This window comes from Shewanella sp. SR44-4 (genome assembly GCF_014163715.1).
GTDB lineage: Bacteria > Pseudomonadota > Gammaproteobacteria > Enterobacterales > Shewanellaceae > Shewanella.
In genome coordinates this window covers 1-22908 of the sequence record NZ_JACJDU010000055.1, presented here as the reverse complement: position 1 = coordinate 22908, position 22908 = coordinate 1, and the positions used below count along the sequence as shown (strand labels likewise).

Annotated in this window: 21 protein-coding genes and 1 rRNA gene; 10 read left to right on the top strand and 12 right to left on the bottom strand. The window is 41.3% G+C overall.

The window, feature by feature from the left end:
* The first annotated feature begins 116 nt into the window (after nucleotides 1-116).
* From norV to H5125_RS18935, 3 genes are all read left to right on the top strand, one after another.
* Nucleotides 117-1622 (top strand): anaerobic nitric oxide reductase flavorubredoxin, encoded by a 1506-nt coding sequence (gene norV, locus H5125_RS18945; protein ID WP_101087494.1) that lies wholly within the window; start codon nucleotides 117-119, stop codon nucleotides 1620-1622.
* Nucleotides 1619-2764, top strand: a complete 1146-nt coding sequence (norW, locus tag H5125_RS18940) for an NADH:flavorubredoxin reductase NorW (RefSeq protein WP_182745025.1) — start codon at nucleotides 1619-1621, stop codon at nucleotides 2762-2764. The genes norV and norW overlap by 4 nt, the downstream gene beginning before the upstream one ends.
* Before the next feature lie 260 nt (nucleotides 2765-3024).
* Nucleotides 3025-3360: a DUF1971 domain-containing protein gene (locus H5125_RS18935; protein WP_101087492.1), complete on the top strand. Its 336-nt coding sequence runs from the start codon at nucleotides 3025-3027 to the stop codon at nucleotides 3358-3360.
* A gap of 311 nt (nucleotides 3361-3671) precedes the next feature.
* On the opposite strand, the gene H5125_RS18930 is transcribed toward H5125_RS18935, so the two are convergent.
* The gene (locus H5125_RS18930) at nucleotides 3672-4478 is read right to left on the bottom strand and encodes an endonuclease/exonuclease/phosphatase family protein (RefSeq protein WP_259395491.1); all 807 of its coding nucleotides are present in this window, start codon (nucleotides 4476-4478) and stop codon (nucleotides 3672-3674) included.
* A 332-nt stretch (nucleotides 4479-4810) separates the two neighbouring features.
* Between H5125_RS18930 and cls the strand changes: the two genes are divergently transcribed.
* A complete protein-coding gene (gene cls, locus H5125_RS18925) occupies nucleotides 4811-6265 on the top strand; it encodes a cardiolipin synthase (protein ID WP_182745024.1) in 1455 nt (484 codons plus the stop codon).
* A gap of 68 nt (nucleotides 6266-6333) precedes the next feature.
* Here the strand turns inward: cls and H5125_RS18920 are convergent, their stop codons facing one another.
* Nucleotides 6334-6999 (bottom strand): DUF3047 domain-containing protein, encoded by a 666-nt coding sequence (locus H5125_RS18920; protein ID WP_182745023.1) that lies wholly within the window; start codon nucleotides 6997-6999, stop codon nucleotides 6334-6336.
* Nucleotides 7000-7204: 205 nt separating this feature from the next.
* Between H5125_RS18920 and H5125_RS18915 the strand changes: the two genes are divergently transcribed.
* A complete protein-coding gene (locus H5125_RS18915; RefSeq protein ID WP_182745022.1) occupies nucleotides 7205-8824 on the top strand; it encodes an NAD(P)/FAD-dependent oxidoreductase in 1620 nt (539 codons plus the stop codon).
* Nucleotides 8825-9000: 176 nt separating this feature from the next.
* Here the strand turns inward: H5125_RS18915 and H5125_RS18910 are convergent, their stop codons facing one another.
* The 5 genes from H5125_RS18910 to H5125_RS18890 form a co-directional block, all read right to left on the bottom strand.
* Entirely contained in the window at nucleotides 9001-9405 is a 405-nt protein-coding gene (locus tag H5125_RS18910; RefSeq protein ID WP_182745021.1) for a GFA family protein, read from the bottom strand.
* A 228-nt stretch (nucleotides 9406-9633) separates the two neighbouring features.
* Nucleotides 9634-10458: a M23 family metallopeptidase gene (locus H5125_RS18905; RefSeq protein WP_259395492.1), complete on the bottom strand. Its 825-nt coding sequence runs from the start codon at nucleotides 10456-10458 to the stop codon at nucleotides 9634-9636.
* 127 nt (nucleotides 10459-10585) lie between these two features.
* Nucleotides 10586-11458, bottom strand: coding sequence for a 6-carboxytetrahydropterin synthase (locus H5125_RS18900; protein ID WP_162022824.1), 873 nt, complete (start codon nucleotides 11456-11458; stop codon nucleotides 10586-10588).
* 747 nt (nucleotides 11459-12205) lie between these two features.
* The gene (locus H5125_RS18895; protein ID WP_162022823.1) at nucleotides 12206-12910 is read right to left on the bottom strand and encodes a response regulator; all 705 of its coding nucleotides are present in this window, start codon (nucleotides 12908-12910) and stop codon (nucleotides 12206-12208) included.
* 2 nt (nucleotides 12911-12912) lie between these two features.
* A complete protein-coding gene (locus tag H5125_RS18890) occupies nucleotides 12913-14409 on the bottom strand; it encodes an ATP-binding protein (RefSeq protein ID WP_182745019.1) in 1497 nt (498 codons plus the stop codon).
* Nucleotides 14410-14545: 136 nt separating this feature from the next.
* Here H5125_RS18890 and H5125_RS18885 point away from each other — a divergent pair, with 136 nt between their 5' ends.
* Both H5125_RS18885 and H5125_RS18880 read left to right on the top strand, forming a co-directional pair.
* Nucleotides 14546-14809 carry a hypothetical protein gene (locus H5125_RS18885; protein ID WP_101087482.1) on the top strand — a complete coding sequence of 88 codons (264 nt, stop codon included), beginning with the start codon at nucleotides 14546-14548 and terminating at the stop codon, nucleotides 14807-14809.
* Nucleotides 14810-14872: 63 nt separating this feature from the next.
* Entirely contained in the window at nucleotides 14873-15235 is a 363-nt protein-coding gene (locus tag H5125_RS18880; RefSeq protein WP_182745018.1) for a hypothetical protein, read from the top strand.
* 67 nt (nucleotides 15236-15302) lie between these two features.
* Here the strand turns inward: H5125_RS18880 and H5125_RS18875 are convergent, their stop codons facing one another.
* On the bottom strand, nucleotides 15303-17822 hold the full coding sequence (locus H5125_RS18875) for a bifunctional diguanylate cyclase/phosphodiesterase (RefSeq protein WP_101087481.1): 2520 nt from the start codon (nucleotides 17820-17822) through the stop codon (nucleotides 15303-15305).
* A 299-nt stretch (nucleotides 17823-18121) separates the two neighbouring features.
* Nucleotides 18122-18985: a protease HtpX gene (htpX, locus tag H5125_RS18870; RefSeq protein ID WP_182745017.1), complete on the bottom strand. Its 864-nt coding sequence runs from the start codon at nucleotides 18983-18985 to the stop codon at nucleotides 18122-18124.
* 268 nt (nucleotides 18986-19253) lie between these two features.
* On the opposite strand from htpX, the gene pepE reads away from it, so the two are divergent.
* The gene (pepE, locus tag H5125_RS18865; RefSeq protein ID WP_182745016.1) at nucleotides 19254-19961 is read left to right on the top strand and encodes a dipeptidase PepE; all 708 of its coding nucleotides are present in this window, start codon (nucleotides 19254-19256) and stop codon (nucleotides 19959-19961) included.
* Between the two features lie 101 nt (nucleotides 19962-20062).
* On the opposite strand, the gene H5125_RS18860 is transcribed toward pepE, so the two are convergent.
* On the bottom strand, nucleotides 20063-20482 hold the full coding sequence (locus H5125_RS18860) for a VOC family protein (RefSeq protein WP_182745015.1): 420 nt from the start codon (nucleotides 20480-20482) through the stop codon (nucleotides 20063-20065).
* 100 nt (nucleotides 20483-20582) lie between these two features.
* Between H5125_RS18860 and soxR the strand changes: the two genes are divergently transcribed.
* The gene (soxR, locus tag H5125_RS18855; RefSeq protein WP_182745014.1) at nucleotides 20583-21023 is read left to right on the top strand and encodes a redox-sensitive transcriptional activator SoxR; all 441 of its coding nucleotides are present in this window, start codon (nucleotides 20583-20585) and stop codon (nucleotides 21021-21023) included.
* Nucleotides 21024-21162: 139 nt separating this feature from the next.
* Here soxR and H5125_RS18850 read toward each other — a convergent pair whose 3' ends face one another.
* Complete coding sequence (locus H5125_RS18850) at nucleotides 21163-21609, bottom strand: Hsp20 family protein (RefSeq protein WP_101087476.1); 447 nt, start codon at nucleotides 21607-21609, stop codon at nucleotides 21163-21165.
* Between the two features lie 371 nt (nucleotides 21610-21980).
* Between H5125_RS18850 and H5125_RS18845 the strand changes: the two genes are divergently transcribed.
* Nucleotides 21981-22211 (top strand): hypothetical protein, encoded by a 231-nt coding sequence (locus tag H5125_RS18845; protein ID WP_182745013.1) that lies wholly within the window; start codon nucleotides 21981-21983, stop codon nucleotides 22209-22211.
* Nucleotides 22212-22791: 580 nt separating this feature from the next.
* Here H5125_RS18845 and rrf read toward each other — a convergent pair.
* Nucleotides 22792-22907: ribosomal RNA gene (gene rrf, locus H5125_RS18840) — 5S ribosomal RNA — on the bottom strand.
* Nucleotide 22908: the final 1 nt, after the last annotated feature.

Genomic DNA, 22908 nt, shown 5'->3' with positions numbered 1-22908 from the left:
TACATTACCTGCATATAATCAATAAGATAAACAGTTGGCATGCACTCTGCAATAACGAAGTTAACTTTTGAAATATCTCTATCAACTTTAACTTCTAATTTATTACAGGTGTACATATGACAATTCACATTAAAAATAACATCGATTGGGTCGGACAACGTGACTGGGAAATATTGGACTTCCATGGTACTGAATATAAAACCACCAAAGGCACCAGTTATAATAGTTACCTTATTCGTGAACAGAAAAATGTCTTAATCGATACTGTTGACCATCGTTTCAGCCTGCAATTTATCCAAAACCTTGAGATGGAAATTGATCTCGATAAGATTGATTACATCGTCATTAACCATGCGGAAGAAGATCACTCAGGTGCCTTAGCGGCTTTAATGGCTAAAATTCCTAATACCCCGATTTACTGTACCGAAAATGCTATCGACTCTATTACTGGCTTACATCACCATACAGAGTGGAATTTTAATATCGTTAAAACCGGCGATACCTTAGACATTGGTAACGGTAAGCAGCTGGTGTTCATTGAAACCCCTATGTTGCATTGGCCTGACAGCATGATGACCTATTTAACGGAAGATGCTGTGTTGTTTAGCAATGATGCGTTCGGTCAGCATTACTGCGATGAGCATTTGTTTAATGACGAAGTAGACCAAATTGAATTGATGGATCAGTGTTTACGCTATTATTCCAATATTTTAACCCCGTTTAGCTCGCTGGTTACCGCCAAAATTAACGAGGTGCTAAGCTTTAACCTGCCCGTTGACATGATTGCTACCGCCCATGGCGTAGTGTGGCGCGACAACCCAGCACAAATTATTCATCAATATCTGCAATGGGCAGATAATTATCAAGAAGACAGAATCACCATTTTTTATGATTCGATGTCTAATAACACCCGCATGATGGCCGATGCCATTGCTCAAGGCATCCACGACGTTGACCCTGTTGTGTCGGTTAAAGTGTTTAACGTGGCCCGTCATGATAAAAATGACATATTAGCTAACGTGTTCCGCTCCAAAGGTATTTTGGTGGGTTCATCAACCATGAACAATGTCATGATGCCGAAAGTCGCGGGAATGCTAGAAGAGATCACAGGCCTGCGCTTTAAAGATAAAAAAGCCGGTGCATTTGGAAGTTATGGCTGGAACGGCGGCGCAGTTGACCGTATTCACACCCGTCTTACAGATGCCGGATTTGAAACCATTGTCGGCTTAAAAGCAAAATGGCGACCAGATGGTAAAGCGATGCGCGAATGCCGTGAGCACGGTCGCCAGATAGCTAAAAGCTGGGCATGGCATGATTTAAGTAATGTAAAATCCATTTCACCGGCATCGCTAGCTAAGAGTGCTCAAGCCACTGTAACCACTAAGCCAACTCAAGCAACTCAAGCAACCAAACCGACATGTACAACAGCGACGGCAATGAGTGATTCACAAAATATGCTCTGCACTGTGTGTAATTGGGTATATGAGCCAGTATTGGGTGAGCCTAATCAAGATGTAACACCAGGTACACCTTGGAGCGAAGTGCCAGACTTTTTCCTTTGCCCAGATTGCGGCCTTGGCAAAGATGTTTTTGTCCCTATCGCTGAGAGGAAAGCATCATGAGCGCCCCCATCATTATCATCGGTAGCGGCTTTGGCTCATATCAACTAATCAAAACCATTAGACGCACAGATAAGCATTTACCGATAACCGTGTTCACCCTTGATGAAGGCCACGATTATAATAAACCGGACTTGAGCCATGTATTTAGTAACAAGCAAAACAGTGCGGACTTAATCCGCCTTACTGCACAAGAGTTTGCCTCCGAGAATAATATTACTCTGCATGCTTTTACCAAGGTTGATTGCATTGATAGTGAACAGCAAGCGGTGTTTGTTGAAGGTGTTGCTTATCCTTATACAAAACTGGTGCTAGCAACAGGAGCAAAAACCTTTGTGCCATCAATGCTTGGTAACGCAACAGACAGTGTGGTCACCTTAAACAGTCTTAGTGAGTTTAATAATGCGCAGCTGCAACTACAAAATGCACAACGTGTTTTGGTTATTGGCGCGGGTATTATCGGCACTGAAATAGCCATGGATCTTAATCGCAGCGGTAAAAACGTCGTGGTGGTTGATCCAAGTCACGGCGTGATGGCAACCATGCTGCCAGATTTAGTCGCCAGTGTTTTACAAAAGAAGATGGTCGATAACGGTGTTGTATTTGAGTTTGGCCGTACCATTAGTTCGCTAAACAAAACTGAATCAGGTATTTGTGCCACACTCAGTTGTGGTAATACCCATATTGTCGATTGTGTTATTTCAGCTGCGGGATTAAAGGCTAATGTTGGCTTAGCACGAAAGTCAGGATTCAAAGTCAATAATGGCTTAGTGGTTAATCTGCAACTGCAAACCTCAGCGAACAATGTTTATGCCTTAGGAGATTGCGCCGAAATCAATGGTAAGGTGATGTCCTACTTGCAGCCCATTATGTTAAGCGCCAATGCGTTAGCGAAAACCTTATTAGGCCAACCGACAGATTTGAAACTACCGGCTATGTTAGTCAAAGTTAAAACACCGCAAATGCCCATTCAATTAGGCGGGAATACCGTAATTGACGTTGCATCGTGGCAGGTTGATATTGATGCTCTGGGTTGCTCAGTAAAAGCGTACAATGAGCAAAAACAGATAATCGGTTTTGTGGTAACAGAAGGCCACATGAACAATACCTTCCCGCTACTCAGAGCCTTACCAGCAAGTCTTTAGTATTTTATCGAGTAGGCTTTACTCATAAAGCCTACTCATCAATCAACTTAACCTGAATTTGGGATAAGGGATGAACTTATGCTATTTAAAATCAGCATGTTAACCCTCCTCACTTTCAAGCTTGTCATTGGTTATGCGAACAAGGCGAATTGACGCGTCAATAGCTAGCCTATTGTAAGTCGATTCAACGCAGTTAGCAGGGCAAAGGACTGTTTGAAAGGCGTTTATTATCCCGAGTTCAGGTTATTTAGGAGAACATTATGTCTCATCAACGTATCCCAGCAAACTGGACAATTCAACGCTCTACGCCATTTTTCACCACTAAAAATGTGCCTGATGCGCTACTGACTCACCACAATACCGCCGAAGGTGTATTCGGCCAGTTATGTGTAATGGAAGGTGTGGTCACGTATTTTGGTTTTGCAGACAGCGAAGCAACTGAACCAGAAGTAAAAGTGGTGATCAAAGCAGGCCAATTTGCCACTAGTCCACCAGAGTACTGGCATCGTATTGAATTAAGCCCTGATGCCCAGTTCAATCTTAATTTCTGGTCTGAAAAAGATAAAACCGGCCAAGCGATGTTTAATAAGAAATAATTAATTGAAGCTGTGGCAGATAAAAAAATCAATATTGAGAGACATATCAAGCTACTGATATAGTCGTTTAATCAGCGGGTTAATTAACGATAAGATCATAATGTATTATGCTCTTATCGTTTTAACTTGCACAAAACACACATTAAATCGTTAAAGGTTATTTTACTCGAATTGAAAAATGACTGTGAATCGATTTTAACATTGATGTGCCTGTCAGCCGCACCAATCAATTAATCTTGAGCGAGCCCATGCGGTCTTTATGACCTTTAACACAACTTTAATCAGTTAATAGCCGTCATAAACTATGAGCGTTAACTTTCGCCTAATCTAAATTGCGCTAACAAAGGATAATGGTCTGAGCTTTTAGTCATAATGACCCGAGATGACTCTAAAGTTAGTCCTCGATAATAAAGGTGATCAATTGGATAACCCATCACGGTTGTGCGTTTGTCATCCGCGGGGATCACCGCTTTTAGCCCTAATTTCTTTGTCATCAAGGCTAACATTGATAATCTGGCTTGACGCCAAGTATTTAAATCCCCGCCGAAAATTATCGGTCCTTTATGAGCACTTAACGCTGGTAGTAGCTGCTGTAACTGCGCAGCATAACTGTCTAGATCATACTCAAAGTTAATACTGTGCAAGTTAGCCACCAGCAAAGTTTCACCATTCGATAAGGGGAAATAACTTAACAAACTCGACTTGGGAAACTGTATTAGGGGTTCAGCCGTCAAATAACCGCAACTTTCACTCGCAGCAACTTGAGACAAGCTCATCACCCCTAGTGGTATATGGTCTTGGCTAAATGCTTGCACCATCGCCAATTGTTGGTGATGTTGTTGGCGCCACAACTGAAACTCGTCAGATAACTTCACCTCTTGCAGCAACAATAATTGATGTTGTTTAGCTAACTGACTGAGCAGCGTTTGCCAGCCAGCATTTTGCTGTTTATAAACATTCCAGCTCGCGACCGCCAGTTGGCCATCAGTATCCAATTTAGCGATAGGTGTGGCTTTTACACATTGTGCAGCAAACGACTCTTGCTCATTATTAATCACTTGAGGCTCTGTGGCTAAATGAACAAATTTTGGCACAACCACAACTGTCATCATCAACAATATGACGATAACCAGACTTCCCCATCGAGCAAGCCCAAGCAGTTTACGCTTAGGCTGTAAGGTCGATGTTGGCTTTGAGCGAAAAATACCGATGGATGAATACCTCTATTCGTTTTGGGAGGGCTATCTGAAAATGACTTAAAGTGACTTAAAGTGACTTAAAGTGATGCTAGCGTTTGGTTCGCTTTAAACTGAATAGCACCAGAGTCTTTATAATAAAACAAACTGTTTGATATACCCAGCCGTACAGACGGATGACTGTAGACCATACCGATTGAAAACCTGATATGATAAGTGCATGTTTTTCTACATGATTGATACACTGGCTAGCTATGGTTGAGCTTTATAAAATATTAACGATAATCAGCGTATTAGCTTATTGGCTGCTCATTGCTGGTATCACCACGCGTATTGTCTATAAACGGCGATCTATTGGTGTTTCCTTAGCTTGGATGATGCTTATTTTTGTTGTCCCCATCTTAGGTATTTTCCTTTATTTCCTCGTTGGCGAGATGAACCTTGGTAAAACCCGCGCAGTGAGAGCTAAAGAGATGTACGGCCCCTATCGGGAATGGTTTCGTCGACTGTTTGCCATTCAGCAATATCGTCCTCACAACTTAAGTGATTACGCGATTCCCATAAGCCATTTATGTGAAAAACGTCTGGGCATTCCTACGTTAGCCAATAATCAACTAACACTTAAATCATCCGCCGAAACGATTTTAACAACCCTGATTGAAGACATACAACAAGCGCAAACCTCGATTCATTTAGAGTTCTATATTTGGCATCCTGGTGGGCTTGCTGACCAAGTTGCCCAAGCACTTATTCAAGCTGCTCAACGCGATGTGGCAGTGAGAATATTATTAGATGCTGCAGGAAGTCGAACCTTTTTTAACAGTAAGTGGCCAAAAAAAATGCGTGAAGCTGGCATAAATTTGGTATCCGCACTGTCTGTTTCTCTTGTACGTATGATCTTCCGCCGTTTAGATCTTCGCCTTCATCGTAAAATAGTCGTGATAGACAACCAAATCGGTTATACCGGCTCAATGAATCTAGTCGATCCTAAATATTTTAAGCAAAGCGCTGGTGTTGGTGAGTGGGTTGATGTCATGGTGAGAATTACCGGCTCCAGTGTGCCAGTGCTTAACTGCATTCTCGCATGGGATTGGGAAACCGAAACAGACCAGAGAATGTTACCCGAACCGCCACAATGCCATCCGCACGACGAGGAACCATCCGACATGGTTCAAGTTATTCCATCAGGACCCGGCATGCCTGAGGATATGATCCAACAAGTTTTATTGCTCAGTATTTATCAAGCAAAACACAGCATCACCATCACTAGCCCTTATTTTGTCCCCAGTGAAAACCTACTGTTTGCATTAACAGCAGCTGCATTACGGGGTGTGGAGGTCAATTTAATCATACCCGATAAAAACGACTCAATGATGGTGGAATGGGCCAGCAGATCTTTCTTTGGCGAGTTACTGAATGCAGGTGTCAATATTCATCGTTTTCGTGGCGGTTTACTGCACACAAAGTCAGTGGTCATTGACCTGCACCATAGTCTAATCGGCACAGTTAATCTTGATATGCGCAGCCTATGGCTTAACTTTGAAGTGACTCTTTCTGTTGAAAATTTAGAATTCACTCAATCGCTTAGTGAAGTCCAACATCAATATATGGCTAATTCAATAAAAATGGATGCGCGCCAGTGGCGTAAAAGACCGTTAGCTAAACGATTAGTCGAGCAGTTTTTTTACTTATTTAGCCCACTACTTTAACGATAAAGTAAAAATCAATGCGACTTTGCTAGGTCGCTAAGCACCAGTAAATGCAGGTTGATCAGTTGCTATTTTTCAGTAAATATTATGTCGCCATAATACGTTTCTGCATCTTTGCCACTGTTGTCGGTATCGGTCATAATCGCAATCATATCGATGTATTGATACGCTTTGCGGTTAGCTTTTTCACTGCCTTTATCCCCAAATGTTTCAATCAAATCTTGATACACATTGCGTTTTTCTTCATACCACTGACTTTGCTGCGATTGCTGTCCTCGCACAGACATCATTTTAACACTTGAGCCAGCAAAAGCGTTGTTCCAAACCAAGCCTTTGGCTTGATTGCTCGACCAAACATAGTTTAATGATTTGGTGTTCCACACCATAAAACCACCATCAATAACCACGTAAACTCGCGCCACAAAATCATCACCAGCTTTACTTCGCTCGTCCAACTCCGGCAGCGTCTTTTCAACTAACCAACTCCAGTTTAGGTAAGGCGTTGCAATGAGGTCAATTTGCTTTTCTAGCACCAGGCCTGACGCGGAATGGTGACTAAGTGATTTTAGCGCTAGGCGCCCTTTATAGTCTCCAACGCTGTAAATTGATTCACCAGAGAATACTTTGGAGGTCCAACTCTCAATCCCGTTATCACTCAATAAAGTCACATTGGTTGCAGCTTGCACGTTCACACAAACTGTTACGCTATAAAGAAATATAATCCATCGCAACATATTCACTTCCTATCGCCCTACTCGCTTGTATCACACTGAGATCACCCGCTAGAGTGAGCTAAACTGGGTGATCTGTTTTACTATTTAATCATGAAGGTAAAGAATACAGCATGACATAGAGCAAGTACCATCAATAGATAATTTCATTTTAAGGTTAAATCACGTAAACTACGCGCTGTTTTTTAAGTCTCTTTTTAGGTAGATCATGATCCGTTTAAACCAAGTAAAATTGCCTCTCGACCATAATGAAGATGCGCTGCAACAACTCGTATTGCAAAGGCTCTCTATCTCAGCGGATCAGCTGGTTGATATACATGTGTTTAAGCGTGGCTACGATGCCCGTAAAAAGAATTTAATTTCGTTAATTTATACATTAGATGTGACATTATCCAACGTAGACGAAGCCGCGTTATTGGCATCACTTGCTGACGACCATAATATCCGCGTGTCGCCAGATACCGACTATAAATATGTCGCTACTGCACCAGAAGGCTTAACGGAACGTCCATTGGTGATAGGCATGGGACCATGCGGCTTATTTGTTGGGCTTATGTTGGCACAAATGGGCTTTAAACCGATTATTTTAGAGCGTGGAAAATCTGTCCACGAACGCGCTAAAGATACCTTCCGCTTTTGGCGTACCAGTGAGTTAAACACTGAATCAAACGTACAATTTGGTGAAGGTGGCGCTGGTACATTCTCGGATGGAAAGTTATATAGCCAAGTTAAAGACCCTGGATTTAAAGGCCTAAAAGTCAAACAAGAATTTGTCGCTGCGGGTGCACCAGCTGAAATCATTTATGTTAGTAAACCACACATAGGTACCTTTAAGTTGGTCACCATGGTGGAAAAAATGCGCCGCGAAATAATCCGTTTAGGCGGTGAAATTCGCTTTGAAACCCGTGTTGATGAAATCAACATTACTGACCGTCAAGTGACTGGTGTCACCCTGAGAAATGGCGAAGTACTGCATTCTAAACATGTTATTGCTGCGATTGGTCACAGTGCCCGTGATACTTTCCAAATGTTACATGATAAAGGCGTGTATATGCAGGCGCAGTCATTTTCGATTGGCTTTCGTATTGAACATAAGCAAGAGATGATTGATAAAGATCGCTTTGGCGTTAACGCGGGTCACCCAATGTTAGGTGCAGCAGATTATAAGTTAGTCCACCATTGCAAAAGTGGTCGCAGTGTTTACAGCTTTTGTATGTGCCCTGGTGGTGTGGTTGTGGCGGCGACGTCTGAAGAACATGCAGTAGTGACTAATGGCATGAGCCAATATTCGCGTAGTGAACGTAATGCCAACAGTGCCATTGTGGTTGGCATTGATCCGAGTGATTTTGACAACGATCCACTTCAAGGTATTGCGCTACAACGTAAATTGGAACGCAACGCCTATATCATGGGCGGCAGTAATTATGATGCTCCAGCGCAAATGGTCGGTGACTTTTTAGCTGCAGGTGTTGGTAAACCGTTTGAAAACGTTGAGCCGTCTTATAAACCCAACGTAAAAATGACCGATTTAAGCGATGCACTACCGCAATTCGCTATCGATGCTATTCGTGAAGCCATTCCAGCATTTGGTAAAAAAATTCGTGGTTTCGACAGTAAAGATGCCATGTTAACCGGCGTTGAAACTCGTACCTCTTCACCGGTACAAATTAAACGTGGGGCCGATTTCCAAAGCATTAACACCAAAGGTTTATATCCTGCAGGTGAAGGCGCCGGTTATGCTGGCGGGATTTTATCGGCGGGTATTGACGGTATCAGTATTGCAGAAGCCGTTGCATTAGACATGATTAAAGAAATGACAAACAGTTAAATCCATCTTTAATAAACAGAGCAGTCATATTTGAATGCTCTGTTTATTGCTTCATCGCAACAATAACATTAGATTTATTTTCAAATTCAGAGCTATTCATGATGAGGTTTTCTATTAGATACTCTGAGATGAAAATACAATACCTAATGCCTTTTATTAACATGCCTTACCATTTGCTATACAACGTCTCGGTCTGATGGATGGTTTACCCCATCACTCGTTTGTACATCACCTAAATCAAATGGATTAACACCGTCTAAACAAGCTATGTTAAAACCGTATTCTGTTGGGTTTGAGCGACGTTGGTGATGAGTATAAATACCACAATGAGAACAGAAATAATGTTTCGCGGTATTGGTGTTAAATTGATAAAGCGTTAACACATCTTGGCCTTTTACCACCCTGATCCCGTCCAGTTTAACAGATCCAGCAATCGCACCTTTTCTACGACAAATTGAACAATCACAGCGTCGCGGATTTTCGATACCATTGGGTAAAGTGAGCTCGAGTTCAACGGCACCACAATGACATGTTGCTTTGTGCTTTAACTCAATAACGATATTACCCACTTGCTTGATCATAACCAGAACCCTTTGTGATGTTGACGATAAGCATTTAGTCGTTCGATATAAGTTTGTCGCTTAAAGTGAGAAAACGTTTCAACATCATCAGTTTAGTGAGGCAAATAGCGTTGACGTTGTGGTGAGTTCAGAACGTATGAAGTGCAAGTTATCAAGCGAATAGCATTACCATTGAATAAAGGGTTCCGGTTCAATCGTCATACCGAAACCCTAACATATGGCTTAACACTATTTTGCCGCTTTCTCCGCTGCCAGTACTGTCGCCATTGACGGTACAATCGAAACGGGGTCTAAACGCATTTGGAACCAGTTTAAGCGCCAGTCTAAATGCGGGCCAGTCACTCGACCGGTGGCACCAATTTCAGCGACCTTATCACCCTGCACAACTTTATCACCAACGGTTAAATACAATTTACTCAGGTGCAAAAAGGTAGAGCTAACACCATAACCGTGGTCGATAATCACTGTGCCACCAGAATAAAACATATCTGGCTCAGCTAACGTAATAACACCATCTGCTGGCGCAACCACTACCGTGCCTGTTGGACGGGCAACATCAACACCAAAATGCGGATTACCTGGTACGTCGTTGTATACCCGCTGGCTGCCATAAACCCCTGAAATTCTGCCAGTAACCGGCCAAATAAATGTTTGCATAAATGCCTGTTGTTGACTAAATAAGTCTCTGGCAGCGCGAGTCTGTTTGGCATCTTTTGCCGCTCTGGCTTGGGCAACTGGATCCGGTTTCATTATTTTTTGGCTGATGCCTGTGACTCGATCAATTTGGTATTGTCGTGCGGCTATGGTTAACGGCTTAATTTCTGTTAATCCGTCTGGATAAATGACTTTAAACACTTGTTCTGACTTAGCGTCTCTATCAAATCCAATGGCAAACTGACCGTTTGGGGTGACCTTTACCGATTGGCCATTAAGTAATACTTTACTGCCGACCGGCACTGCGCCGCGCACTAATGCACCTTGTTCAAACTGGCCTTGAAATGTCACAGCGGCAATCGCACTAGCACTTAAGCCACAAAAGCTGACCACCAGCATTGCAACTGTTGATATCGATTTTAAAACGGTATTTTTTAATAACATAATCGAAACGCATTCCTTGTTAATAGCGCCAAAAAACATAAAAAAAAGGGCCACCTTAAGGCAGCCCATTAATAATACTTGATTAACCTCTTACCGCAATGGCCCCTTTGCCAATACCTTCGTAAGCGATAACTTTAAAATGACTTTCAGGCGCTTGACTTGCCAATGTCTTTGCCATGTATTCAGCTAGCATCTCAACCGTGGTGTCGTGAGGAATTAAGTCACAGCAATGCTTAGGCATCGCTAATTGAAAATCACCTTGAGGTGCAACATAGTGAAAACCAAAATGAGTTTCGTCGCTGATTTTAGTCTGCTTCGACAACTCTAGTGTTTTTACTGACACTAAGTCTTCTTCGGTGCCGAGGTAAATATCATGCCAACGTTCTGCCCAGTATTGGTCCCATTTGGGCTCTGCAATACCATTTTCAAATACGGTTACCGGGCTACGATGACCATGCGCAATACGCTGACAGTTACCGTCATGTTTACGTAATCCGTGGCTGTAATGGTAAAACGGGGTATCGAGCACTTCGCTGCGCAATGTGAGGCTGATGCCTTGGACATTTTCAGGTAACACTTCACGTAAGGCTTTTTTCAAAAAGTCATTAACGCTTTGGTAGTCAATCACTTCTGTAGGAATAAGCGCAAATGCTTGTGAAGGACATGCTAAATGTATGTCACCTTTTTCACTGCTAAAATCCATCCAAACTCGGTCGCTTTTTTGCTGCCAGCGCACTTCGCTACACGCAGTAGGGATTAATAAGCGATGATCGGCTACATCATCAATGGTGTTTTTGATGATGCGTTTAACCTTACCAAAGTCGAGCACCATATTTTGCTCATCTAGGCCGCCATCTAATAGCACATCGACAATCCAGCTTTCACCAACCATGCCACGAACAGGACAAAGGTAAGAGAAATCGATAACGGTTAAATCTTTTACAAACAGTTGCATTAATGCTCCTAGGCAGAAAAACAGTCCACCTCAGTATAAATGTATTCCTAACGGCGCATGCCAGTGGAAGGTCTATCTTACGTGATCGGAATTTATCCGACTATCAACTCTTAGTCTAACATTCACGGGTTAATTGCCACGTTCTGCTAGTGATGATTAATAACGCGCCAGTATATTCAATGCCAGCACAAGACCACGTTGATACCCTAAATAATATCAACGACATTCTAAACAAAAGCCACGCTTTGAGCGAGTAAACATCGTAGATAAATGTAATAAATCGATAAAGCTGCTGCAATGCACCTGAATCGGATAATAATCTTGCTAGGGGGAACAGCAACAACGATATGCTGAGCATTTTATAAAACGCTTAGAAAAGAATTAACGTGTTTACTTGAAAGGTTAACGATATTAATAGCGTTAAGGTCAAATTATGACGGTTCCTGGTAACCACCAATAAATACTGCGACCAACGTAATGGTCAGAAAAATCTGACAGCACAGCAGTAATAATAAAATTAGTGACGGCATAAAACTATTCCTTGTTAATCCAGACAGCTAGGAGCATTAGGTATAGTGATGTTAGCAATCAAAAGCGCAAAAATAGTGCAGATTTAAAGGAGTTTTGCCGAAACTAAAGCTGATCAGTAATACACATTAATCGCCAGCTACTAAGCTTACCCATTACATTAGGATGCTTATTAAACGGCTTTAAAACGTAAAATAGACTTACCAATAAAATGCAGCATTACTCTACCTTATAACCCACACCATAAATGGAATGCAGTAACTCCTTTTGTTGGCTGGCTTGGGTTAACTTATGTCGTAGATTTTTCACATGACTGTCAATGGTACGTGAACTAACAATACGATCGTCGACATAACACACCTGCATGAGGCTATCTCGAGAGTGCACCACACCTGGCCGTTTTAGCAAAGTATGCAGTAATCTAAACTCAACAGGGGTTAATTCTACGTTTTGTTGGTCGACCTGACATTTAAAGCGTTCGATATTGATTTGTAGATGTTTATAACGAATAACCTGCTCGCTTTGACTGCCATGGGTATTCTCAACTCGTCTTAAAATCGTTTTTACCCGAGCAACGACTTCCCTAGCCGAAAATGGCTTACACACATAATCGTCTGCGCCGATGTCTAAGCCCATTAAGCGGTCAATTTCATCTACCCGCGCCGTTAACATTAACACTGGCAGCATTGAAAATTGTCTCAACTCACGACAAATGGTTAAACCATCTTTATAGGGCAACATCAAATCTAGAATCATAAAGTCAATTTGTTGAGACTTAATTGTTTCAATTACATCACGACCATCGTGTTGTACCAAGGTGTTAAAACCTTCGAGGGTTAAAAAGTCGACTAAAATCTGCGCTATTTTAGGCTCGTCTTCTACCACTAATATGGTCAATGGTTGTTGATGAACATGTCCACTCATAGTCATTCCCTGTGCATAGGTAATTGTACTTCAATACAAAGCCCACCCAATGGTGATGGGAAGGCCTTAATGGTGCCATCATGCGCTTCGACAATATTCTTACAGATGGTTAAACCAAGACCTGCACCACTACCACGGCGTGTGCGGGCACTGTCTTGGCGATACAATGGCTCAAACAGGTGTTCACACTCTTCAATGCTGGCACTGGGCTTAGTATCATTGATGGTTAATATCATCATTTTGGCTTGTTGTGACAATCGCACATCAATTACCCCAGGACTGTCTGTGTAAGCCATAGAATTCATTAGTAAATTAATAAATAGCTGTTCGAGCCGAAGCACGTCGGCAGATAAATACACCCCCGGCTGGAGCTGACTTTGTAGCGTTAGGCCTTTATCTTGTAGGCTGGTAGCCATACTATTAAGCGTGCTGTGTAGTGACTCACTGACGTTCACCCGCTGAAAATGATATCGGAGTCCACCAACATCAGATAAAGACAGTTCATACAAATCATCGACTAAGTGCTTCATGCGCAACACTTCTTGTTCGAGTGAGTTCAGCTGTGTGTTATCGAACGCTCTGATCCCTGCTTTAATCGCATCAATCTCACCACATAATATACTCAATGGCGTGCGCAGTTCATGAGAAATATCAGCTAACCAACGATTTTTAGCACTGCGGTTTTTCGATAGCGTCATGGCGAGATGATCAATATTGGTCATTAATTGACCCAGCTCATCTGCACGCTGAGGTGATAAGCGTTCATCATAATTACCTTGAGATAAATACGATACTCCCAGCATAACTTGTTTAACGGGGATCAGTAGAAAACGTGACAACCACCAAGCAATTGCACTGGCAAGCAGTAAACACAATAAACCGATTCCGATACTGGTCCAACGTTGTTGCTGAGAAAATGCGGTAGCTGAAGACGATTCAACTTCACGAATAGGGCTACTGTATAAATAGCCTACTATACGATCGTTGAATAACAAGGTTAAGCTAATCCGATTATCCACATTGCCAATATCAACGCCGCTAATAAACTGTTGTTCTGCTGAGTATAACCCCGTCGGTGGACCAGAAGGTGGTGAAAAAGGTGGCCGTTGCCTAGGAGGACCTAAACGTCGATCAGGTCCCATTGGAGGACGATTATCACCTGCAGGTCTTGGCGGTCTTGCCCCGTCACCGGGTCTATTTCTTTTTGAAAATGGAGCGTGAAGCGAAATGGCTTGTGTTAATGTTTTTTGATTAATCGACTGCCACACTTGTGTAGATTGTTGATCTGTCATGACTGATGGATCGGTTTGTGCTTCCGGATTAGCCGCATAAAGTGTCAATAGTTCATTCGATAAATGCTGTAAACGTTCTTGTTCTAATCCGTTGATATAGTCTAAAAAACCTTGGTCAAAACTCCACCTCGCTAACGATAACGTGGCGATAAGTACAATACTGGTTAGGCCAACAAAGGCCAAGAAAAGCTTTTGAGATATTTGCATAAAATACATTATAACCAGCTATATACGCATAAACTAGTCGCGATAAATAACTGATAAAAATCTCCTCCAATTCTGCACAATTACTCCACATTGTTAGGTTATATTACCTTTAGTTACCTAACCAAGGAGTGTCACTATGACTCTTAAGCCAATCAGTATTGGTCTACTTAGCTTTCTGTTATTAGCATCTTTCGCTGCTAATGCTAACCCGCATGATAGAAAGCCACCTAAAGAAGCTGTTGAAGCGTGTGCTAACAGTGTTGAAAATGATCAGGTTAGTTTTGACACCCCGCGGGGAGACACCCTTGAAGCAAGTTGTCAAATTATCGATGGCGAGCTTGTCGCTGTACCTGCCAATGGTCCTGACGATATGAAACAACCACCAAAACAACGTAATTAACAATAATATGTTGCTAGGTAGTTTCATCAAAAATAGATTACAGAGAATATCTAAGGAGTAAATATGCAAGTGACGAGTGGTAATACTTCGATGCAAATGACATCGACCGAAAACACACAAAGACCTCCGCGTCCTGATGGCCCGCCGCCACCAAAAGGCGGTGTACCGCCTGGGCTAGATACAGCGGTATCGACCTTGTCTGATGATCAACAGCAATTAACCACAGACATGTTGTCATCATTGACCGACGAGCAGCAAGAGTCGTTGAAGTCTATGTTAGATGAATTAAAACCACTTACAGATGGATTAACTGACGAGGACATCGGCAGTATTTTCTTTGAGGCATTGAGCAGTATTTATAATGGTGATAACACCGCAACGGCTAACAGTAATTCAACCTCTGTGGACGTAGATATTTACGCTTAATACAGCATTAAAAAGTCGTAATAGTGATATAAAAGCAGCTTACAAATTATGTAAGCTGCTATTTTATTTACTTTAATTTAATATCAGTGGCCAGGTTAATACGGTTATGGAATATCGGTAAAAACTCGTTAAGATCTTGTGGCAATCGCGGTTTACTGTACAAATACCCTTGAACCAAATCACAGCCATTGAGCCGCAGAAAATCTGCTTGATCGATAGTTTCCACACCTTCAGCAATAATCTGCAAATTCAATGCATGCCCCAGTGCAATAACCGCTTTAGCAATCGCAGTGTTATTTGCATCATGAGGGATATCACGTACAAAAGATTGATCGATTTTCAACTTATCAATTGGTAACTTTTTGAGATAATTGAGAGATGAGTATCCGGTACCAAAATCGTCAATACTCAAGGCAATGCCCATGGCGCCAAGCAATTTCAAATCACGAATAATCGCGTCTGGATCATTCATCATGCAAGACTCGGTGACTTCTAATTCCAAATGTTTGGCCGGTAATCCCGTTTCCAATAAAATCGAGCGCACTTTATCGACAAAATCATTTCTTTGCAGCTGTAAGCTGGCTACATTTACCGAAATGCGTTCAAACATTTTACCTTGGGTTAGCCATTCAACCCCTTGTAAACAAGCGGCCTTTAATACCCACAAACCTATATCCCAAATCAAACCAATCTTCTCTGCTAATGGAATAAACTCTGCTGGAGAGATATTGCCGTAGACAGGATCAGACCAACGAATTAACGCTTCAAAGCCACTAGGAGACAGATCAGACAGTTTCAACTTAGGTTGATAAACTAAATAAAAATCTTCATTCACCAGCGCTTGGTGCAATGCTGTTTGCAGTTTTAATTGCGCTACAGCCTGTTTGGTCATCGACTCAGTATAAAAGGCATAATTATTTCGCCCATCTAACTTGGCTCGGTGCATTGCAGCGTCGGCATTACGTAATAAGCTGTCGTGATCATCACCATCACTTGGGTATATCGCCACTCCCATACTGGCGGTAAGGCGTACAGATTGGGTATTGTCCAATATAAATGGGCGTTCAAATACACTGCGAATACGGTCAACCGATGACGTTACAGAATCAGTTCCCATAATGCTCGGCAACATGACCACAAACTCATCACCACTTAAACGTGCTAATACGTCAAAATCAGATAAAGCGTAAGATAAGCGTTTAGCCAATTCAACCAGAATTTCGTCGCCAATAACATGGCCTAAACTGTCGTTAATGTGCTTAAAGAAATCGATATCTAAAAACACAATAGCCAGCTGCTTTTTAGCCCGGTGAGAGTGATTCACCTCTTGCTCTAGCAGTGACATAAATTGCATCCGATTAGGCAATTGTGTCAACGGATCAAAATAGGCTAAGTTTTTCAGCTTTTCTTCATTTTGTTTTTGCGCTGAAATATCGGCAAATACGGCAACATAATACTGAATGATATTGAGTTTATCGAATACAGCACTGATGGTTATCGCTTGCGGAAAAATAGCACCATGCTTACGGCGATTCCAAATTTCACCATGCCATTTACCTTGGACTAATAAGGTATTCCACAATCGTTCAAAAAAGCTTTTAGGATGGCGACCTGAACTCAGCATTCTAGGGTTTTGGCCTATAACCTCTTCGCGGCTGTAACCGGTAATATCAGTAAACGCTTGGTTAATTTCGGTAATATTGCCATTACTGTCTGTTATCACTACCCCTTCGACTGCATTTTGAAACACATTGGCGGCTAATATGAGTTGATCCTGCGCCTCTTTGTGTTTGGCAATATTGCGAGTCATCCCTATTACCCCGGTCAATTGACCTTGGGTATTATAAATGGGCGCTTTAATGGTTTCGAGCCAAACCTTATTAAAATTAACATCAACTTCTTCACATTCAGACACCACTACAGTCGAACCATTACTGATGGCTAATTTATCACTCTCAATAAATTCATTTGCAGTGCGTTGATCAAAAAGGTCAAAGTCGGTTTTGCCAACAATTTGTTCTGTAGACTTTCGCCAAGCTCGCTCAACACTTTTATTACACGCTACATAGTGTCCGTTAGCATCTTTAACCCACATATGTTCATCAAAAGCATCAATAAATGACTGTAAATCAACATCGAGCGACACAGACTCAGATGCATTAGGATCAACAGCTAAGGAATTGATATAATAACGAATGGCATTACTTAGCATATCCGCTATGCGTGTTTGCATTGCCGACAAGGGCTTAAATAATGTTTGCTGAGATGGTTCGATAGCTTTGTCACTAAAGGTGATCACACCGATGATATGACCTTTAGATGAACGAATAGGCTGATGATAAACGGTAACATGTTTGTCTACCGTTTGGACACTTTGAGCATCTGCCGCTTTAAGATGTTGTAACAAGCTATCTTGATGCTGTCGCTGGGTATTGTCATCAATACCTTGGCTGGTACAAATAGCTTCAATACTGTTTTCAGCATTAATTTGGTAAAACATGATGGTAAGACGAAACTCGGCAGAAATATCATTTATTTCTAGCTGCCATTCTCTTAATTGTACTTGAGAAATAGCTTTTTTAAGCATATTAAGATCCTGATAATGTTTAATAGACCATGTTAAACGAGCCATACTCAATATGTATGAATACTGTAACAAGTAGTGTTATGAATATAAGTGCCGAGTCTAACTATACATCAGAACCTATCCTATACGCTGTGATTAAACAACAAAATGCAATCGATTCGAGCGGTTAATACTATTAGTTAACTATAGTTACCCGATTAATAGGGCATATTCAATCATAACCTAACCCAATAAATAAAAAAGGAGCCAAAAGGCTCCTTAGTTTAACTTTACTATAAATGATGATAAACGCATGAATACTAGCTGTTTTTTAATGCAGCGATACGTTTCTCTAGTGGAGGATGGCTCATCATTAACTCAGCCATTGAACGTTTGCCATTAATACCAAAGGCTGACATTTGTGCTGGCATAGCGCCAGATTCAGGCCCTTGACGTAAACGTTCTAATGCGGCAATCATTTTATTTTTGCCTGCTAAACGTGCCGCGCCTTCATCAGCTTTAAACTCACGAATACGTGAAAAGTAAGCTACGATAATCGATGCCAAAATACCGAATAGCATATCAAGTACAAATACTACAGCCATGTAGGCGAACATACCTAGGCCTTCACCTTCTTCGTCATTACTGGAAACAAAATTGTTAATAATGCCAGCAACAACACGCGCAGCAAAAATAACAAAAGTATTCACCACACCTTGGATTAAGGTTAATGTCACCATGTCACCGTTCGCCACGTGGCTCACTTCATGTGCAAGTACACCTTCAATTTCATCTTGAGTCATACCGTAAAGCAAACCAGAACTCACAGCAACAAGCGCATTGTTTTTACTTGGACCCGTTGCAAATGCGTTCATTTCTGGCGACTGGTAAATAGCCACTTCAGGCATCTTAATACCAGACTTTTCAGCTTGGCGTGCAACCGTTTCAACTAACCAACGTTCCATACTGTCACGTGGTTGCGTAATAACTTCACAGCCCATGGTTTTCTTCGCCATCCATTTTGAAATGGCTAAACTGATAAACGAGCCACCAAAACCAAAAATGGCAGCAAATACTAACAGTCCACCCATCGTTGAGGCATTAACCCCAAGAATAGACATTACAATTGAGGCAACCAGTAAGATGGCAAAGTTGGTTGCAATCAACAAAAATATACGCTTCATTTAAGCTCCTGTATGGCAAAAGTGCCGATTTACGATTGTTACTACAGACATAATATGTCCATAAAATGAAAATTCAAGCTTAGTTATATTAAAAAAGATTTATGACTCTTTTTTAACTTAATAAAACATCGTCTTGAAATTCACGCGAGCAGAGTCTAGGGAGAATTGATTAATTGAAACTGAAAAATAGACTACAAAAACAAACTCTGTGTCGGCAATGATTAATCTTTGATAAACTGTCAAAAACTAAAACCAAAAAGGACTTTTTATGCCCATTAATGCATTAATGTTGAGTGCCTCACGGGTCGGTAATTCGACATATCTAAGCCATACCGTTGAGCTTATTCGTCCACTCACTCAACCAGGACAACAATGGCTGTTTATTCCTTATGCTGGCGTCAGTGTAAGTTATGATGAGTATTTAACAAAAGTGCAAACGGCACTTGAACCCCTAACAATTACCATTAGTAGTATTCATCAGTTTGCAGACCCAAAACAAGCCATTCAAGATGCTGCAGGCATTTTGGTTGGTGGCGGCAATACATTCCAATTGCTCAACGAATTATATCGCTACGACTTGCTACATTTAATTCGTGAAAAAGTAGACAATGGCATGCCGTATGTGGGTTGGAGTGCGGGATCAAACATTACTGGAGCCAGTATTCGTACCACCAATGATATGCCAATTGTCGAACCGCCCTCGTTTACCGCACTGGGTATATTGCCATTCCAATTAAATCCGCATTACACCAATTACCAAATGCCAGGCCATAATGGTGAAACACGTGCGCAACGACTGTTAGAGTTTACCATGGTCGATCCACTGACACCGGTGATCGGAATCCAAGAAGGTAGCGCCCTATGGCGCCAGGGCGATAAATTACACCTTATTGGTAATGAGGCGGCTTACTTATTCCATGGTAAACAACAAGAAGTTGAGCTTACCGCTAACAGCGACTTATCACACTACCTTTAGTTAGCTAACCTGCTATTAACCTATGGCTTTTGTTGATAATCGATTTTGATCAAAACCATTGGGCTTACTCTATAAGCCCAATGGTGCATATTGATAAGTTACTAACCACCGTATTGATTTCGTTCACTGGGAATATCCGTTGAGTATTCAACAAACTCAACTTCAAATCCGCTTGGGTCAATAAAGTAACGGCTTTTATAAAAAGGGTCATGTCCGCCCATAATCGCCACCTCAAAACCCACTTGTGACAATCTAGCAACTAATGCATCAATATTGTCCACAACGTAAGCGAAATGTGCCAAACCCAATGCATTACTTTTAAGATCGCGCACCTCGCCACTACCAGAATCATTTAACGATAAATAATGATAATCATCACCAAAGTGAAGCCATTTCCGCGGCGTACCATGCCAAACAGACTCGCCACCACCACGCACTCGCCAGTGTGGAAAGGCCGATTTATAAAATACTAATGATTCATCTAAGTCATTAACTACTAAATTTAAATGTTCTAATCGCATCACTTATCTCCTTATGGTTAATGCAACACAGCTTAATACCTCAAGCTAACTTGAGGTAAAGCATTATTTTTGCCAAAATGATAAAAAATTCGGAGGTTGAATGTCAGTAGATACTGAGTTAAGTGTTGGCCAAGTCGCTAAGCGTTGTGGAATAAATATCTCTGCGATTCACTTTTATGAGCAAAAAGGTCTCATCAGCAGTTGGCGCAATAATGGTAATCAACGTCGTTATACACGAGACGTTATCAGGCGAATATCGCTCATCAAAGCTGCGCAACAATTAGGGATATCGTTGGATAATATCAAGCAGGCTTTTGCTGCTTTACCGAATGAACGAACAGCGACTAAAGAAGATTGGGCAGAATTATCACATGTTTGGAATAAATCACTCACGCTGCGGATCGCTCAAATGCAAAAATTAAAAGATTCACTAGAAAGTTGCATCGGTTGCGGTTGTTTATCGATGACAAATTGCCCACTGTATAATCCTAACGATATTCTTGCAGATCAAGGCCCTGGCCCAGTGCTTTTGAATAAATGATTACAAAAAAACCTAGTTTGATAACAAACTAGGCGTAAGCAATTGGCTAAATTGGGGGGAGATAAACTACAAGGTTGAGAATATGGCTTAAATGCTATTAACACCTAAGCCATCAATCGTATTAATTCACAATAACGGCTTAACTAAGGGTGTTGGTAGCAACAATATCAATTTTACGAGGTTTCATTGCTTCTGGAATTTCACGTACTAAATCAATATTTAATAAACCGTGTTCTAATTCCGCACCGATTACTCGTACATGATCTGCTAATTGAAAAGTGCGCTCAAAACCACGCTCAGCAATCCCTTGATGCAAATATTTACGTTCATCACTTGTAGCCGTCTTATTACCTTTTACTAATAGTTTTTCACCTTCACTCATAATATCGAGTTCTGGCATAGAAAAACCCGCAACGGCCATCGTTATCCGATAACGATTCTCGCCTAAAAGTTCAATATTATAAGGAGGATAACCACTGTTGCTATTGTTAGCTGCAGCATGTTCAGCAAGTTGTGCTAAACGATCAAAACCGATAGCACTACGATAAAGAGGTGTTAAATCTGGAGAAATATTAAAATTACGCATGTTCATACCCTTGTCTAAAGCAATATGTAAAAATGACCACAGTCTGTTTGTGGTGTTTAGTTTTCACAGCCCTTACGGCACTGTGGTAGCAAGTTTACTGAAACCTCAATCGAGCATTTCATGATTCGCTCCTGCTACAGAATTAGATATATGGACCACTGGCGCTATATCAAGTGCAATGGATAAAAAAGTGAGTTACTAATAACCTAAAATAAAAAATAGACTTTATAATCAATAATTAAGATAAAAACTAATTTGTAACATAATGAATAAGTTGGTGTTCATTTCACAATGATGACTTTTGTCACTAGTATTTCTGCTTGAAAACGTCACAATAATAGACAATAAATAAAAACAATTAAGGACACATTATGAACCCACCAACATTGGCATTATTAATTCCTATTCTGGCCATTTTAGGCAGCTTTATTGTCACTATCATGAAGCTGAAGCAAAGACAATCGCATACGACTGCAGAACAAGAAACTAACAATAAAGCACTACATGATAAAATTAACGCCCTGCGTCAACGAATTGAAGTACTTGAACGTGTTGTTACCGACGATGCTTATGACCTAAAGCAAAAAATAAATAACGCGTAACTATGCCACTACAAATACTGTCAGAGAGAATCTTAAACAACGCCACCTTATTGAGTGTATTGAGTGGTATTGTTGATTTCATAAAGTTGCTTATATTAAATAGCCATTTAATTAATGCCATCGAAATAAGCGAGCTCTTTGATTGCGGTCATTATGGAGAGTTAAGGGCTACATATTGTTTTTTTGACACAAAAAAGCCCGCTATATGATAGCGGGCTTTTTCGCGACTCTCTCAAGTCAATTAGGCGTCTGGAAATGACCTACTCTTTTATCCCCGAAGGGGACGCATAGGCATATTCGACAAACTGCTGTCATGTTTTGGCCAAAAACAAACTCTACACTATAAATTGCAGACGTAAAAAAGCCCGTTACGCTAGTAACGGGCTTATCACTACTCTTTCGAGTCAATTAGGCGCCTGGAAATGACCTACTCTTTTATCCCCGAAGGGGACGCATCGGCATATTCGACAAACTGCTGTCATGTTTTGGCCAATAACAAACTCTACACTATAAATTGCAGACGTAAAAAAGCCCGTTACGTTAGTAACGGGCTTATCACTACTCTTTCGAGTAATTAGGCGCCTGGAAATGACCTACTCTCGCATGGGGAGACCCCAAACTACCATCGGCGATACTGTGTTTCACTTCTGAGTTCGGAATGGGATCAGGTGGTGCCACAGCTCTATGGTTTCCAGAC

What these genes read in the sequence shown, in the direction of transcription:
- H5125_RS18920 (WP_182745023.1), bottom strand. Translation starts at nt 6,999, where the DNA reads ATGTTGCGATGGATTATATTTCTTTATAGCGTAACAGTTTGTGTGAAC.
- H5125_RS18890 (WP_182745019.1), bottom strand. Translation starts at nt 14,409, where the DNA reads ATGCAAATATCTCAAAAGCTTTTCTTGGCCTTTGTTGGCCTAACCAGT.
- H5125_RS18910 (WP_182745021.1), bottom strand. Translation starts at nt 9,405, where the DNA reads ATGATCAAGCAAGTGGGTAATATCGTTATTGAGTTAAAGCACAAAGCA.
- H5125_RS18875 (WP_101087481.1), bottom strand. Translation starts at nt 17,822, where the DNA reads ATGCTTAAAAAAGCTATTTCTCAAGTACAATTAAGAGAATGGCAGCTA.
- H5125_RS18860 (WP_182745015.1), bottom strand. Translation starts at nt 20,482, where the DNA reads ATGCGATTAGAACATTTAAATTTAGTAGTTAATGACTTAGATGAATCA.
- H5125_RS18935 (WP_101087492.1), top strand. Translation starts at nt 3,025, where the DNA reads ATGTCTCATCAACGTATCCCAGCAAACTGGACAATTCAACGCTCTACG.
- cls (WP_182745024.1), top strand. Translation starts at nt 4,811, where the DNA reads ATGGTTGAGCTTTATAAAATATTAACGATAATCAGCGTATTAGCTTAT.
- norV (WP_101087494.1), top strand. Translation starts at nt 117, where the DNA reads ATGACAATTCACATTAAAAATAACATCGATTGGGTCGGACAACGTGAC.
- H5125_RS18885 (WP_101087482.1), top strand. Translation starts at nt 14,546, where the DNA reads ATGACTCTTAAGCCAATCAGTATTGGTCTACTTAGCTTTCTGTTATTA.
- htpX (WP_182745017.1), bottom strand. Translation starts at nt 18,985, where the DNA reads ATGAAGCGTATATTTTTGTTGATTGCAACCAACTTTGCCATCTTACTG.
- H5125_RS18905 (WP_259395492.1), bottom strand. Translation starts at nt 10,458, where the DNA reads ATGCTGGTGGTCAGCTTTTGTGGCTTAAGTGCTAGTGCGATTGCCGCT.
- H5125_RS18895 (WP_162022823.1), bottom strand. Translation starts at nt 12,910, where the DNA reads ATGAGTGGACATGTTCATCAACAACCATTGACCATATTAGTGGTAGAA.
- H5125_RS18845 (WP_182745013.1), top strand. Translation starts at nt 21,981, where the DNA reads ATGAACCCACCAACATTGGCATTATTAATTCCTATTCTGGCCATTTTA.
- pepE (WP_182745016.1), top strand. Translation starts at nt 19,254, where the DNA reads ATGCCCATTAATGCATTAATGTTGAGTGCCTCACGGGTCGGTAATTCG.
- H5125_RS18915 (WP_182745022.1), top strand. Translation starts at nt 7,205, where the DNA reads ATGATCCGTTTAAACCAAGTAAAATTGCCTCTCGACCATAATGAAGAT.
- H5125_RS18880 (WP_182745018.1), top strand. Translation starts at nt 14,873, where the DNA reads ATGCAAGTGACGAGTGGTAATACTTCGATGCAAATGACATCGACCGAA.
- H5125_RS18850 (WP_101087476.1), bottom strand. Translation starts at nt 21,609, where the DNA reads ATGCGTAATTTTAATATTTCTCCAGATTTAACACCTCTTTATCGTAGT.
- norW (WP_182745025.1), top strand. Translation starts at nt 1,619, where the DNA reads ATGAGCGCCCCCATCATTATCATCGGTAGCGGCTTTGGCTCATATCAA.
- H5125_RS18900 (WP_162022824.1), bottom strand. Translation starts at nt 11,458, where the DNA reads ATGCAACTGTTTGTAAAAGATTTAACCGTTATCGATTTCTCTTACCTT.
- soxR (WP_182745014.1), top strand. Translation starts at nt 20,583, where the DNA reads ATGTCAGTAGATACTGAGTTAAGTGTTGGCCAAGTCGCTAAGCGTTGT.